11 protein-coding genes are annotated in these 14,725 nt (G+C 71.9%); 7 read left to right on the forward strand and 4 right to left on the reverse strand.

All coding sequences use genetic code 11. The annotated features are described in order from the left end of the window. Window positions 1-161 precede the first annotated feature (161 nt). Window positions 162-467, reverse strand: a complete 306-nt coding sequence (locus tag ACZ5K7_RS37420; protein ID WP_351317920.1) for a WXG100 family type VII secretion target — start codon at window positions 465-467, stop codon at window positions 162-164. A gap of 237 nt (window positions 468-704) precedes the next feature. On the opposite strand from ACZ5K7_RS37420, the gene ACZ5K7_RS37425 reads away from it, so the two are divergent. After that, a complete protein-coding gene (locus ACZ5K7_RS37425) occupies window positions 705-5,276 on the forward strand; it encodes an FtsK/SpoIIIE domain-containing protein (protein WP_468920967.1) in 4,572 nt (1,523 codons plus the stop codon). 21 nt (window positions 5,277-5,297) lie between these two features. On the opposite strand, the gene ACZ5K7_RS37430 is transcribed toward ACZ5K7_RS37425, so the two are convergent. Further along, the gene (locus ACZ5K7_RS37430; protein WP_468920971.1) at window positions 5,298-7,019 is read right to left on the reverse strand and encodes a serine/threonine-protein kinase; all 1,722 of its coding nucleotides are present in this window, start codon (window positions 7,017-7,019) and stop codon (window positions 5,298-5,300) included. A 41-nt stretch (window positions 7,020-7,060) separates the two neighbouring features. Then, the gene (locus ACZ5K7_RS37435; RefSeq protein WP_351694172.1) at window positions 7,061-7,909 is read right to left on the reverse strand and encodes a menaquinone biosynthetic enzyme MqnA/MqnD family protein; all 849 of its coding nucleotides are present in this window, start codon (window positions 7,907-7,909) and stop codon (window positions 7,061-7,063) included. A gap of 318 nt (window positions 7,910-8,227) precedes the next feature. Here ACZ5K7_RS37435 and ACZ5K7_RS37440 point away from each other — a divergent pair, with 318 nt between their 5' ends. From ACZ5K7_RS37440 to ACZ5K7_RS37455, 4 genes are all read left to right on the forward strand, one after another. Next, window positions 8,228-8,431 (forward strand): cold-shock protein, encoded by a 204-nt coding sequence (locus ACZ5K7_RS37440; RefSeq protein ID WP_003992177.1) that lies wholly within the window; start codon window positions 8,228-8,230, stop codon window positions 8,429-8,431. 291 nt (window positions 8,432-8,722) lie between these two features. Further along, on the forward strand, window positions 8,723-9,370 hold the full coding sequence (locus ACZ5K7_RS37445) for a class I SAM-dependent DNA methyltransferase (protein WP_468920974.1): 648 nt from the start codon (window positions 8,723-8,725) through the stop codon (window positions 9,368-9,370). Between the two features lie 30 nt (window positions 9,371-9,400). Next, complete coding sequence (locus ACZ5K7_RS37450) at window positions 9,401-10,006, forward strand: TetR/AcrR family transcriptional regulator (RefSeq protein WP_351694177.1); 606 nt, start codon at window positions 9,401-9,403, stop codon at window positions 10,004-10,006. 8 nt (window positions 10,007-10,014) lie between these two features. Beyond that, the gene (locus ACZ5K7_RS37455) at window positions 10,015-10,689 is read left to right on the forward strand and encodes a response regulator transcription factor (protein ID WP_351694180.1); all 675 of its coding nucleotides are present in this window, start codon (window positions 10,015-10,017) and stop codon (window positions 10,687-10,689) included. Window positions 10,690-10,695: 6 nt separating this feature from the next. On the opposite strand, the gene ACZ5K7_RS37460 is transcribed toward ACZ5K7_RS37455, so the two are convergent. After that, window positions 10,696-11,901, reverse strand: coding sequence for a sensor histidine kinase (locus ACZ5K7_RS37460; protein WP_351694183.1), 1,206 nt, complete (start codon window positions 11,899-11,901; stop codon window positions 10,696-10,698). Window positions 11,902-12,109: 208 nt separating this feature from the next. Between ACZ5K7_RS37460 and ACZ5K7_RS37465 the strand changes: the two genes are divergently transcribed. Together ACZ5K7_RS37465 and ACZ5K7_RS37470 are read left to right on the forward strand one after the other, a co-directional pair. Beyond that, the gene (locus ACZ5K7_RS37465; protein WP_468920978.1) at window positions 12,110-14,311 is read left to right on the forward strand and encodes an MMPL family transporter; all 2,202 of its coding nucleotides are present in this window, start codon (window positions 12,110-12,112) and stop codon (window positions 14,309-14,311) included. A gap of 92 nt (window positions 14,312-14,403) precedes the next feature. Beyond that, window positions 14,404-14,718 carry a PASTA domain-containing protein gene (locus ACZ5K7_RS37470; RefSeq protein WP_351694189.1) on the forward strand — a complete coding sequence of 105 codons (315 nt, stop codon included), beginning with the start codon at window positions 14,404-14,406 and terminating at the stop codon, window positions 14,716-14,718. The last annotated feature ends 7 nt before the right edge of the window (window positions 14,719-14,725 follow it).

Genomic DNA, 14,725 nt, shown 5'->3' on the forward strand with positions numbered 1-14,725 from the left:
CGTGGAGGCCTTGGGGTACACCAAGTAGGGGGAAGGTGCCAAGGAAACCCGTAACGGGGACAAAAAAGAGGACGGTCCCAAAAAAAAGAAAAAACGAAAAGCGGGGGGGGGCGAAGGAACCCCCCCACCGCACTCAAGTCCCACGTCAAGGGCGGACTTTACTAACCCTTGGCCTGCTTCGCCAGCTGGTCGTCCAGCTGCTCGTACGCTTCCTTGGCCTTCTTCAGGAAGTCCGAGAGCCCGTGCAGGCCCTGGATCGTCTTCGTCGCACCCTTCGTGAAGTCCTTCATGGAGTCGTCGTACGCTCCCGAGGCCTTCTGGGTGGTGAAGCCCTCCTCCACCAGTGCCGAGACACGCTTCTCGATGTTCTTGATCTTGTCTTCGAGCTCGTGCATGTCCTTGATCAGGTCGCCGGCGACCTTCTCCATCTCGGCATAAGTAAGGTCCGTGTCTTTGCCCTTGCCCATGTCGGCATCCCTCCCGTTGTGTTGTGGCCGCCCCAGGGCTCGCCCCCGTGGCTTGCTCCGATGGATCGGCCGGTCCTGACCCGGCCGTCCCATGCGCAAAGATCCTACGGGTGGGAGGCACGTGGCCGCAGGGGCCTCGTGCGAGGGAATCGTGAACCGGCGCAATCCCGTTGCGCCCGGGAAAGCCCGTCCGGCTAAGGTCACACCGAATGTGCCGGGCCTGCGAGGAGGACGAACGTGCGCCTGAGTCTGACGGTCGTCGACCCGGTCGGCGGTGCCACCGCCGACGTCGTGCTCGACGCCGATCCCGAGTCGACGGTCGGTGACGTGGCCCGGGAGCTGGCCCGGCAGGTCGGTCTGGGCTACCCGGACGTCGGCGAGGTCGCCCAGGTCATACCCATCGGGGCGCCGAGGGGGACCTCGGTCGTCCAGGCGGCCGGTCCGCTCGCCTACGTCGACGGCTACGCCCTCGACCCCGCCGCCACCGTCGTCGGCTCGCCGCTGCGCGACGGTGTCGTCGTCAGTCTGCACGACCCGGCCGGGTGTGTGCTCGGCGAGCCCACCGGGATCGTGGAGTTCCGGGTGGCGGGCGGTCCCGCGGCCGGTGCCGTGCACCGCCTCGGTGTCGGGCGGTACGACATCGGTACCGGCCCCGCCTGCCACATCCGCGTCGAGGACCCGGAGCTGCCCGCCCGCGCGGCCACCCTCACCATCGCCATCGACGGCACCTGCAAAGTACGGACACACGGCGACGGCGCCCGGCTCGACGGGGAGGAGTTCGAGGGCGAGGGCGACTGGCCGCTCGGTGCCCAGCTCGCCCTCGGCAACTCCCTGCTGGAGATCACCGGTTACGCGCCGCCCAACGCCGCCCTCAAGTGGTCCGACGACGGTGCCGGGCTCGACTACAACCGGCCCCCTCGGCTGCGCCCCGCCGAGCACCAGACGCACTTCTCGCTCCCGAACCCGCCCGGCGACTACGAGGCCCGGCCGCTGCCCTGGCTGATGGCGCTGCTGCCGCTCGTCGGTGCCGTGGTCTCGGTGTTCATGTTCCACCGCTGGTACTACCTGATCATGGCCGTGATGAGCCCGGTCATGCTCTTCGGCAACTACTTCATGGACAAGAAGCACGGGCGCAAGTCCCATGCCAAGCAGCTGAAGGAGTACAAGGAGCACAAGGGCCGGATCGAGGAGGACGCACAGGACGCCCTGAAGACCGAACGCAGCGACCGGCGGGCCGCCGTGCCCGACCCCGCCGCGGTGCTGACGTACGGCACCGGGCCGCGCACCCGGCTCTGGGAGCGGCGCCGCACCGACGCCGACCATCTGCTGATCCGCTTCGGCACCGGGCGCGTCCCCTCCGAGGTCGAGCTCGACGACCCCGAGCAGGACGAGCACAAGCGCAAGGTCCGCTGGTACATCGAGGACGCCCCGGTCGCCCTGTCGCTGCGCGACCTCGGGGTGATCGGCGTGGCCGGGCCCGGTGACGCGGCGCACGCGCTGGGGCGTTGGGCGGTCGCCCAGACCGCGGTCCTGCACAGCCCGATGGACGTGCAGTTCTACGTCCTCACCGACAACGACGCCGGCACCCGCTGGGACTGGGTGCGCTGGCTGCCGCACTCCCGTCCGGGCGGCGGCCAGGACGTGAACGTCCTGATCGGCACCGACTCCGAGACCGTCGCCGCCCGCGTCGGCGAGCTCACCCAGCTCCTCGACGGCCGGCAGAAGGCCCTCCAGCAGGGCGGGCGCAGCAAGATCGAGGGGCCCGCCTTCTCCGATCCGGACATCGTGATCGTGTGGGACGGGTCGCGGCGGCTGCGGTCCATGCCGGGTGTGGTGCGGCTGCTGAAGGAAGGGCCGGGAGTGGCCCTGCGCTCCATCTGTCTGGACGAGGAGGAGCGGTTCCTGCCGGGCGAGTGCCAGGGCGTCGTCGTCGCCGAGCCGGTGGCGGCCAAGGACGCGCCCGCGGCGGCCGTGGCGCAGCAGGCCGTCGGCGGCTTCCCCTCCTTCCGTGCCTGGCACCCGCAGGCCCAGGCCCAGCAGGGTGCGGAACAGGCCCCGCAGGACCTGGAGTTGCGGCTGCGGGTCGAGCAGAGCGGGGCGCTGCGCAAGCGCGACGTACGGCCCGACTTCGTCTCTCCCGCCTGGTGCGCCCGGCTCGCCCGCTCCCTGTCGCCGCTGCGTGACATCAGCGGGGAGTCCGAGGACTCGGCGCTGCCCGCCGCCAGCCGGCTGCTCGACGTGCTCCAGCTGGAGCCGCCCACCCGGGACGCGATCGCCGCGCGGTGGCGGATGGGCGGGCAGTCGACGATGGCGGTCATCGGGGAGTCGTACGACGGCCCGTTCGGCATCGATCTGCGGCGCGACGGGCCGCACGGGCTCATCGCCGGTACGACCGGTTCCGGCAAGTCCGAGCTGCTGCAGACCATCGTGGCCGCGCTGGCGGTGGCGAACACGCCGGAGAACATGACCTTCGTGCTCGTCGACTACAAGGGCGGCTCGGCGTTCAAGGACTGCGTCAAACTCCCGCACACCGTCGGCATGGTGACCGACCTCGACGCCCACCTCGTGGAGCGCGCGCTGGAGTCGCTGGGTGCCGAGCTGAAGCGCCGCGAGCACATCCTCGCCGCCGCCGACGCCAAGGACATCGAGGACTACCAGGACCTGGTGAGAAGGGATCCGTCCCGGCCGCCGGTCCCCCGGCTCCTCATCGTCATCGACGAGTTCGCGTCCATGGTGCGGGACCTGCCCGACTTCGTCGCGGGGCTGGTGAACATCGCCCAGCGTGGCCGGTCCCTCGGGATCCATCTGCTGCTGGCCACCCAGCGGCCGTCCGGTGTGGTGTCCCCCGAGATCCGCGCCAACACCAACCTGCGGATCGCGCTGCGCGTGACCGACGCCGGTGAGTCGACGGACGTCATCGACGCGCCCGATGCCGGGCACATCGCGAAGAGCACGCCGGGACGGGCGTACGTCCGGCTCGGGCACGCCTCGCTGATCCCCTTCCAGTCGGGCCGGGTCGGCGGCCGGCGCCCCGGGGCGGCCGACCCCGCGACCCTCGCGCCCTGGGCCGGGGCGCTGTCCTGGCAGGACCTCGGGCGGGCCGCGCTGCGCAAGCCCAAGTCCGAGGCCAAGGAGGACGACGAGATCACCGACCTGAAGGTGCTGGTCGACGCCGTGCGCGAGGCCAACACCGCGCTCGCGATCCCGGCCCAGCACTCGCCGTGGCTGCCCGCCCTGGACGACATGCTGCTGCTGGACGACGTGCCGGCCGTGCAGGCACAGGGTGCGCTGCCCGCCGCCCCCTACGGTGTCGAGGACCTGCCCGCCGACCAGGCCCGCCGTGCGGTCGCCGTCGACTTCGCGAGCTTCGGGCACCTCATCGTCGCCGGTGCCCCGCGCACCGGACGCTCGCAGGTGCTGCGCACCATCGCGGGGTCACTGGCCCGCACCAACTCCTGCGCGGACGTGCACCTGTACGGCATCGACTGCGGCAACGGCGCGCTCAACGCGCTGACCCGGCTGCCGCACTGCGGTGCGGTCGTCGGCCGTAACCAGACCGAGCGCGTGGAGCGGCTCATGGCCCGCCTCTCCGGCGAGCTGACCCGACGTCAGGAGCTGCTGGCCGACAAGGGGTTCGCGGACATCGGCGAGCAGCGGGCCGCCGTACCGGAGGCGGAGCGGCTGCCGCACATCGTGCTGCTCCTGGACCGCTGGGAGGGCTGGCTGCCGACCCTCGGCGAGCTGAACCACGGTGATCTCACCGACCAGGTCATGGTGATGATGCGGGAGGGTGCGAGCGTCGGCATCCATCTCGTGCTCACCGGTGACCGGCAGATCCTGGCCGGGCGGATCTCGTCCCTCACCGAGGACAAGTACGGTCTGCGGCTCGCCGACCGCGCCGACTTCTCGATGCTGGACATCAACTCGCGCAAGGTGCCCGAGGAGATCCCGCCCGGCCGCGCCTTCCGCAGCGAGACGGCCGCCGAGACGCAGTTCGCGCTGCTGTCCGCGGACACCACCGGTCAGGGGCAGGCCACCGCGATCGCCGCGATCGGCGAGGCGGCGGCGGCCCGGGACGCCCAGGTGCCGCGCTCCCGGCGTCCGTTCCGGGTGGACGTGCTGCCCAGCCGGATCTCCTTCGAGGACGCCTGGGCGATGCGGGATCCGGCGGTGGCGGCTTCACCACTGTGGGCCCTGGTGGGCGTCGGCGGCGACGAACTCACGGCCTTCGGGCCCGACCTGGCGCAGGGCGTGCCCGCGTTCGTGATCGGCGGTCCCGCCAAGTCCGGGCGTTCCACGACCCTGTTGGGCTTCGCCCGCTCCTACCTGGCCAACGGCGTACGGATCGTCGTCGCCGCGCCCCGGACGTCCCCGTTGCGCGAACTAGAGGGCCAGGAAGGCGTGTTGAAGGTCTTCACCGGGCGGGACATCGACGAGGACGAGCTGACCGAGGTCATCGCGTCGGCGTCGCCGGCCGAGCCGATCGTGGTCCTGGTCGACGACGCCGAGGTGCTGGACGACTGCGACGCGGAGGACGCCTTCAAGCGGATCGTGGAGAGCGGCGCCGAGGAGGGGCTCGCCGTGGTCATCGCCGGTGACGAGGACGAGATCTGCGACGGCTTCTCCGGCTGGCAGGTCGACGCCAAGAAGGCCCGCCGGGGCATCCTGCTCTCCCCGCAGGAGTCCGGCTCCGGCGAGCTGATCGGCATCCGGACGACCCGCGCGATGGTCGGCGGCCCGATCCAGCCCGGCCGGGGCATGCTGCACCTGGGCAGCGGGGAGCACGTCACGGTGACCACCCCGCAGTAGTCGTGGCCGTGAGGCGGGGGCTCAGTCCCCCGTCTTCGACATCACCGCCACCGGGTTCCCCTCCGCCGAGCTGTCGGACGTGTAGATCAGCTCGCCGTGGCTGGGGGTCAGGTACACGGTGGCCGGGTCGGGGTCGCAGCCGTCGTGGTTGCCCTCGACGCCCTCCGAGGACGCGACGAGCTTCTCGGCGGTCACCGACTTCAGGGTGAGTACGTCCGTGCAGACCCCGCCCAGCTGGTCGGTCTGGCGCACTCGGCCCAGCTCCCGGCCGACCGTCGTCTGTTCGACGCTGACCCGGAAGGTGCCGATGGGCAGGTTGCCGTCCAGGGCGGTGGCCGAGCCCTCCCAGGTGCCGAGGTAGGCGGCCGGGACCGAGCCGCCGCCCGACGAGGACGACGAGGACGACGAGGGTGATGTGGCGGCGGCGCCGCTGTCGTTGTTCGGTCCGCCGTCGCCGCCGAGGTACGGCTTCAACAGGAACCCCGCGCCGACGGTCACCACCGCCAGCGCCCCGGCCACCGCGAGCGCGACCGTGCAGCTCACCCGGCGCCCGCGCCCGCCCTCCCCCGCCGGTACGGCGGTCGCGGCGACGCTCACCGAGACCTTCCCCGGGGGTACGCCCGGGGGCACGGCGTCACGCGGCTCGGGTACGACCGCGGGCGGCACCGTCGGCGGCGGCCCGAACGCCCCCACCGCGGGAACGCCCCCTGGAACGCCCCCTGGAACGCCCGGGGCAGCACCCGTGGCAGCCTCCGGGGGCGCACCCGTGGGAACGCCTCCGGACGCGTCCACCGAAGGCGTGCTGAAGTCCACCGGCCCGGACGCCGGTACCGCCGCGCCCGGCCCCGTCACCTCCAGGTTCAGCACCTCCACCGCGCTCCGGCTGACCCGCTCCACCAGCGCCCCCGGCAGCCACCCGCCCGTCACCAGCCGCGCGGCACCCTCCGGGGCCAGCCGCCTGGCCACCTCGCCGGGGCCGGGCCGCGCCCCCGCCTCCTTCACCAGGCAGGCCTCGGTGACCTCCCGCAGGTCGCCGCTCAGCGCGCCGAGTTCGGGCTCCTCGTGGACGACCTTGTAGAGCAGGGCGGCGGAGGAGTCGCCGGGGAAGGGCGGTGCGCCGTTCGCCGCGTAGGCCAGCACCGCGCCGAGCGAGAAGACGTCCGCGGCGCCGGTGACGCCCTTGCCGAGGATCTGCTCGGGGGACATGTATCCCGGCGAGCCGATCGAGACGCCCGACGACGTCAGCGAGGCCGTGCCGTCCGTGGCCCGCGCGATGCCGAAGTCGATGAGCAGCGGGCCGTCGAGGGTCAGCAGCACGTTGGAGGGCTTCACGTCCCGGTGCACCAGGCCCAGTTCGTGCACGGCCGCCAGCGCCTCCGCGAGGCCGGCGCCCAGCGCCCGTACCGTATGCGCGGGCAGCGGGCCGCCGTCCACGACGGCGGCCGCCAGGGACGGGCCCGCCGCGTAGGCCGTGGCGACCCAGGGCACCGGCGCGTCCGGGTCGGCGTCCAGGACGGTTGCCGTCCAGGCGCCGCCGACCCGCCGGGCGGCCGCCACCTCACGGCGGAAGCGGGCCCGGAACTCCTCGTCCAGGGCGAAGTGCGGGTGCACGATCTTCACGGCGACGGTCCGGCCACCGGCCGAACGGCCCAGATAGACGCGGCCCATGCCACCGGAGCCGAGCCGGCCGAGCAGCCGGTACGGCCCGACGGTCGTAGGTTCGTCACCCGCCAGCGGCTGCATGCCCCACCCCCCAGTAAGTCCGGGCAGCAGCCTATTGCCTGTCAGGCCTCCAGAAGATCGACCTTCACATCCGCCGCGAAACCGGTCGTCGGCCCCACCCGGCGGGCGAACTCCGCCACCGCCGCCAGCTGCGGTGCGCCGAAGCTGAAATCGAGGGTGGTGAAGTACTGGGCCAGGGTCGCCTCGTCGAAGGCCTCCCAGCGGGCGGCCTGTTCGGCGACCTTGGCGACCTCCTCCAGGGAGAGGTTGCGGGAGTCGAGGAAGGCGCCGTGCACCTCGCGGGTGAGGTGCGGCTCGCGCTCCAGGTAGTCCCGGCGCGCCGCCCACACCGCGAAGACGAACGGCAGGCCCGTCCACTCCTTCCACAGCGTGCCGAGGTCGTGGACCTGGAGGCCGAAGCGCGGGGCGTCCAGCAGGTTGGCGCGCAGGGCGGCGTCGCCGATGAGCACCGCCGCCTCCGACTCCTGCATCATCAGGCTGAGATCGGGCGGGCAGGTGTAGTAGTCGGGCTGGACGCCGTAGCGGTCGGCGAGCAGCAGCTGGGCCAGGCGGACCGAGGTGCGCGAGGTCGAGCCGAGGGCGACCCGGCGGCCGTCCAGCTGGTCCAGCGGGACCTGCGAGACGATCACGCAGGACATCACCGGACCGTCGCAGCCGACGGCGATGTCCGGGAAGGCGACCAGGTCGCCGGCGTTGCGCAGGAACTCGACGAGGGTGATGGGCCCGATGTCGAGGTCGCCGCGCACCAACTGCTCGCTGAGCTTCTCAGGGGTGTCCTTGGTCAGCTCGAAGTCGAGAAGGGTGCCGGTTCTCGCGAGCCCCCAGTAGAGGGGCAGGCAGTTCAGGAACTGGATGTGGCCGACGCGCGGCCGGGTGCGAGAATTGTCCACATCGCGAGACTAGACCCCATGAGGTACGGTGCTGAGACCGCCCCCGCCGTCGGCACCGAAGCCACCCCGGGCGTCAACCCACTTGCGAGGCCGTTCAAACGTCCGGGTGACGTGATCTTGGCCTCTGTTGCTTTCGGCTGCCCACATGCTAGGCTCGCCGCAAGTTGCAGTTTGGTTTCCCTTGCAGTACAGAGCCTGCGGAGCATGTAACCGCAGGCTCTCGTCGTTTTCAGACGTATGCAGTTGTGCGGCACTTAGTTTGTTTTCACACTTGCAGGTTCTGGAGCAGGGCGACCCTTTTGAGCCCAAGGAGGGCTTATGGCTACCGGAACCGTAAAGTGGTTCAACGCCGAAAAGGGCTTTGGCTTCATTGCCCAGGAGGGCGGCGGCCCGGACGTCTTCGTTCACTACTCCGCGATCAACGCGAGCGGCTTCCGCTCGCTCGAGGAGAACCAGCAGGTGAGCTTCGACGTCACGCAGGGTCCGAAGGGCCCGCAGGCGGAGAACGTCACCCCCGTCTGATCTCACTGATCCAGACACCCCAGAGTCTGATTCCAGACTGAGTGCAGTACCCAAGGAGCCCCGCGCCTTCCGGCGACGGGGCTCCTGCCTTTTCCCGCCGCCCCCCGAATGCGTCGCATCACGCGTACGAATGCGGGGCCGGGCGCCGCCACCTCGCAGGAATGCGGAACATCCCCGCAGGACGTCGGAAATCCCCCGGGGTTCAATGACGGCTCCGCCGGGCCGAAGCGGTGGACTCGCGCCGCGGGTGAGTCGGGTCGTTGTCAGTGGTGGCCGTTAGTGTCCGCGGGCATGACCTCCGACTTCCTCGCCGCCACCCGTACCTTCTACGACACGGTCGCCGAGGACTACGCCGACCACTTCCGCGCGGACCTCGCCGACCGGCCGCTGGAGCGGGCCCTGTTGGCCGCGTTCGCCGAGCTGGTCGGCGAGGGCGGGGAGGTGGCCGACCTGGGCTGTGGGCCGGGCCGGGTCACCGCCCGGCTGGCCGGCCTCGGGCTGTCGGTCTTCGGGCTCGACCTGTCGGAGTCGATGCTGGCCATCGCCCGCCGGGAGAACCCCGGCCTCCGCTTCGTACCGGGGTCGATGCTGGAGTTGGCGGTGGCGGACGGGGCGCTGGACGGGGTGTTGTGCTGGTACTCGTCCATCCACACGCCCGCCGACCGGCTGCCGGCGCTGTTCGGGGAGTTCCGGCGGGTGCTGCGGCCGGGGGGCCGGCTGCTGCTCGCCTTCCAGGCGGGGGACGTGGCACGGCGGCATGAGGATCCGTGGGGGCATCCGGTGGCGCTGGACTTCGAGCGGCGACGGCCGGAGGAGATGGCACGCCTGCTGACGGAGGCGGGCTTCACGCTCCACTCCAGCACGGTACGGGAGGCCGACACCGCCCTCGGCGAAACGACCCCGCAGGCCTTCCTGTTCGCGCAGACCGGTGAAAAATGAGAAGACTTCCCATTCTGTTACGGTTGCCGCGTGGGTCTGAGGGAGAAGAAGGCGCAGCGGGTCCGGGCGGCGATCTACGACGCCATGATCGCGCTCGCCGAGCGGGACGGGTACGAGGCGGCCACTCTGGAGCAGGTCGCCGAGCGGGCCGAGGTGGCGGTCTCCACGGTCTACCGGTACTTCGCCAACAAGGACGCGATCCTGCTCGACCCGGTCGAACGCACCGTCGGCGTGCTCGCCGGGCTCCTCCGGGCCCGGCCGGAGGGCGAGGCCGTCGCCGTCTCGCTGGGACGGGTCGTGCGCGCCGCCCTCGACCTGGATCCTGACGAACAGGCCCGGATCCGCCGGCTGCGGGCGCAGCTCGACCGCGCGCCCGGGCCGCGGGCGCGGCTGTGGGACCTGGTGTACCGGGAGCGGCTGCTGCTGGAGGAAGCGATCGCCGAGCGCAGCGGCCGGGACCCACTGTGGAACGCGGCCGCCGCCCATCTCACGCTCACGATCGTCGGCATGGCGCACGACCACGCGCGCGACACCCTCGACGGGACGGCGCCCGCCGACTACGCGGACCGGATCATCACGATGCTGCACGAGGGCACCGCGGCACCGATCCCGGTGCTTGCGGGGCGGGCGGGGTAGGACCGCGCATGGCCGACGAACCGATCGACGTGGTGATCGCCGACGACCAGGAGCTGGTGCGGGCCGGTTTCGAGATGATCCTCGACGCCCAGCCGGGCATCCGGGTCGTGGGCGTGGCCCGCGACGGCGCCGAGTGCGTGGAGCTGGCCCGGCGGCTGAAGCCCGACGTCGTCCTGGTCGACGTGCGGATGCCCCGGCTGGACGGTCTGGAGGTCACCCGGACGCTGACCGCCGAACGGAACGGCGGTCACGGTCCGAACGTCGTCGTCATCACCACCTTCGACCAGGACGACTACGTACGGGACGCGCTGCGGTTCGGCGCCTGCGGGTTCCTGCTGAAGGACGCCTCGCCCGCGCTGCTGGTGGAGGCGGTGCGGGCGGCGGCGCGCGGGGACGCCCTGGTCGCGCCGGCCGTCACCGTCCGGCTGCTGCGGGAGCTGCGCGCGGGTCCCGGCCAGGACCCCGGCCCGGACACGGCCGGGCTGAGTACCCGGGAGACGGAGATCATGCGGCTGGTGGCGGTGGGCCGTACCAACCAGGAGATCGGCGACGCGCTGTTCCTGTCGCTGTCGTCGGTGAAGACCTATCTGGCCCGGATCCAGTCCAAGACCGGCGCCCGTAACCGGGTGGAGGTCGCTGCCTGGGCCTGGGAGCACGGCGTGGTCACCTCGCGGCACCACTGAGCGGGCTCATCCCGGCAGGCCGAGCTGCGGGTCCGCCGGGGAGCGGGGCACGCTGGCGCGGACCTCCCACTGGGCGGGGTCGACGGCCCCGGCCCAGAACTCCCCGTCGAGCGCCTCGATGCGCTCCCGCAGCCCGATCAGCCCGAGCCCGCTCTGCCCGCCCGCCGGACTGCCGGTACGGCGGTGGGCCAGGCTGTTGGTGACCGTGACATGGAGCCAGTCCGGGTCGGCGTCCAGCCGTACGACGACCCGCTCGCCCGGGGCGTGTCGGTGCACGTTGGTGAGGGCCTCCTGGACCACCCGGTACACAGAGGTCTCGACCTCGGGGCTGAACCTGCTGGTCCGGGCCGCCGCGCCGGCTTCGAACCGGGCGGCGGGGGCGTCGGAGCGGCGCCCGGAGAAGTCGGTGACGAGGTCCCCGAGGCCGGAGAGCAGGTCGGCGGGGCGCAGGGCCTGGTGGTTGTCCTCGCGCAGGACGCGGACCAGGCGCCGCATCGACTCCAGGGTCTCCGTACCGGACCGGGCGATCGCCTCCAGGGCCGGATCGACCTTCTCGGGCGACGTCGCGTGCACGGTGCGGGCCGCGTTGGCCTGCACGATGATCCCCGTCATGTGATGGGCGATGAGGTCGTGCAGGTCACGGGCGAGGGCGAGCCGCTCGGCGTACCGCACGTCCTGGACGGCACGCTGTCTGCGGGCCTCCATGGCACGCAGGAAGCAGCCGATGAGGACCGCCAGGGAGAGCGCGACCGTCAGCACGTACTGCCCGGCCACCAAAGTGGCCACCGTACGGCCGCGCAGCGGCAGCATCAGCACGGCGGCGACCAGGGCGGCGACGGTCCAGGCCGTGGTGCGGTCGGACTCCGTCTCGGCGAGCACCCGGACGATCAGGAACAGCAGCGCGAGGGTCTCCAGGAGACCCCAGTTCGCCACTCTCCCCGACACGGACAGGCAGACGCAGGTCAGCACGGCGGACATGGCGGCGACGCCCACCGCGCGGAACGTGAGCGAGGGCGACCGGCGGGTGTCGGGCAGCGCCAGCACGGCCAGCGGGCCGGTGACGAACACTGGCAGCCAGCGGACGGGCGCGCTCGCCCCGGCCGGCTGGAACAGCGCGACGAGGTCGACCACCCAGGTCAGGGCGAGGGCCAGCAGGGCGGCACCGGTGAGGAGCCGTCGTACCAGCGGCGAGAACGGAAGCTTCCAGTCCACGCTTCCAGCGTAGGAAACGGGCCGGATCAAGTGGTGTCGGCCGGATGACCGACACGGCGGGACACACCCCGGACGAACGGCCGACACGGCGGCGGGGCGGGGCCGCGCAGCATGGAGACCAGGCACAGGCGGTCCCCGGCACCGGTGTCCTCCCCACCCCTTCATGCCCCTCCCTTTCACGTCCTGACATTCGGAGTCTGTCTTCCTCATGGCTACATTCCTGCACCGGATAGGCCGGGGTGCCTTCACCCGCCGCTGGCTGGTTCTGCTGCTCTGGGCGGTCGTGCTGGGCGTCGCGGGTGCCGCGGCGGCCAACAGCACCGGCAGCGGCAACTCGAACATCACCCTGCCCGGCATCGAGGCACAGAAGGCGTACGACCTGCTCGGCAAGAAGTTCCCCGCCGCCAACGCCTCGGGCGCGAGCGCCCGGGTCGTGCTGCGGGCGCCCGGCGGGGAGAAGCTGACCGGCAGCGGTCCCAAGGCCGAGGTCCGCGCGCTGCTGAAGGACCTGCGGGACTCCTCCCCGCGCGTCGCCTCGGTCACCGACCCCTTCACCGCCAAGACCGTCAGCGCCGACCGCACCACCGGCTACGCCCAGGTCACCTACAAGGCCAAGTCCACCGCCCTCACCGACGCGGACCACCGGCACCTCGACGACGCCCTCGACGCGGCCCGTGCCAAGGGGCTGACCGTCGAGGCGTCCGGCGACGCGCTGGCGGCCGCCGAGTCCGGCAGTTCCTCCGAGGCGATCGGCTTCGTGCTGGCCGCGGTGATCCTGGTCATGACCTTCGGCTCACTGGCCGCGGCCGGCATGCCGCTGCTGACGGCCCTGATCGGCGTCGGTATCACGATGAGCGCCCTGACCGCGCTGACCAGCGCCCTCGACCTCAACAGCAGCACCTCGGCGCTGGCGACCATGCTCGGCATCGCGGTGGGCATCGACTACGCGCTGTTCATCGTCTCCCGCTACCGCTCCGAACGGGCCGCCGGACACGACGCCCGGGAGGCGGCCGCCCGTGCGAACGGCACGGCCGGCTCCGCCGTGGTCTTCGCCGGGCTGACCGTCGTCATCGCCCTGGTCGGGCTGGCCGTGGTGAATCTCCCGGTCCTCACGGCCATGGGCCTGGCCGCCGCCGGTGCGGTCGTCATCGCCGTCCTGGTCGCCGTCACCCTGGTGCCGGCGCTGCTCGCGCTCGCCCCCGAACGCGTCCTCGGCCGTGCCGCCCGCAAGCCGCGGACGGTCACCAAGACGCCCCTCGGCGAACGCTGGGCGGTCTTCGTCCTGCGTCGCCCCTGGAAGGTGCTGCTCGTCGCGGTCGCCGGCCTGATCCTGATCGCCCTGCCCGCCACCAAGCTCCAGCTGGGGCTGCCCGACGACGGTTCCAAGCCCCCCGCCACCACCGAGCGCAAGGCCTACGACATGCTCGCCGAGTCGTTCGGCCCCGGCTTCAACGGCCCGCTCACGGTCGTCGTCAGCGACTCCGACCCGGCGACGGCGAAGAAGGCCGTCGGTGAACTCACCGGCACCATGGGCGGGGCGAAGGACGTGATCTCGGTCGCCCCGGCCGTCTACAACCCGGCCGGCGACACGGCGATCATCACCGTGGTCCCGAAGAGCTCCCCCTCCAGCGAGGCGACCAAGGACCTCGTCCACGCCCTCCGCGACCAGGCCGCGGACACCCGTGCCGCCACCGGTGCCGAAGCCCTGGTGACCGGCACGACCGCGCTGAACATCGACATCGCCGCGAAGTTCGCCAACGCGATCGTCCCCTACATGCTGCTCGTCGTCGGCCTGGCCTTCCTGGTCCTCATCCTCGTCTTCCGCTCCCTCCTGGTACCGCTCAAGGCGGCCCTCGGCTTCCTGCTGTCCGTCCTCGCCGCCTTCGGCGCGATGGTCGCGGTCTTCCAGTGGGGCTGGTTCAAGGACCTGTTCGGGCTGCAGACCACCGGCCCGATCATGAGCCTCGTCCCCATCCTCACGGTCGGCATCGTCTTCGGTCTCGCCATGGACTACCAGGTCTTCCTGGTCACCCGGATCCGCGAGGCCCACGTCCACGGGGCCGGTCCGCGTGAGGCGATCGTCGAGGGCTTCCGGCACAGCGCCAAGGTCGTCACCGCGGCCGCGCTGATCATGACGTTCGTCTTCGGCGGCTTCATCGGCGGCGACGAGGCACTGATCAAGTCGCTGGGCCTGGGCCTGGCCGCGGCGGTCGTCTTCGACGCGTTCGTGGTCCGCATGACGATCGTCCCGGCGGTCCTCGCCCTCCTCGGCGACCGCGCCTGGTCCCTGCCGGGCTGGATCGACCGCCGCCTGCCGCACGTCGACATCGAGGGCGAGCGCCTGACCGGCGCCGCCCCCGCGAACCGTGAACCGGCAGCGAGGGAAGCCGGGTTCACCAGCGTCAACTGAGACCGGCCGAGGCGCCCGCACCCCGGGTGCGGGCGCCTCGCCGCACCACGGTCACGAACACCCGAATCATTTCCGTCCCGGGAGAGCCGTCCATGCGCAAAGGTCCCGCCCTGCTGGCCCTTGCGGCCGTCCTCGCTCTGCTGGCCCTCTCCCAGCACGCGCGGCAGCAGACGGCCGAGCTTCCGGACCTACGTGGCCTGACCCTGCGCCAGGCCCAACTGGCCGCCCGGGGAGCGGGGTTCCGCCAGCTCGCCGGTACGGATGCCCTCGACCGGCACCGCATCCCCATGCTGGGCTCGAACTGGCGGGTCTGTTCACAGCAGCCCCCGCCGGCCCGCCACAGCCTCACCACACCGGTCACCGTGCGCGTCGTGAAGACGGGCGAGGCGTGCCCGAGGAGACCCTGAGCGCGCC

The organism is Streptomyces sp. NPDC031497 (assembly GCF_055580905.1).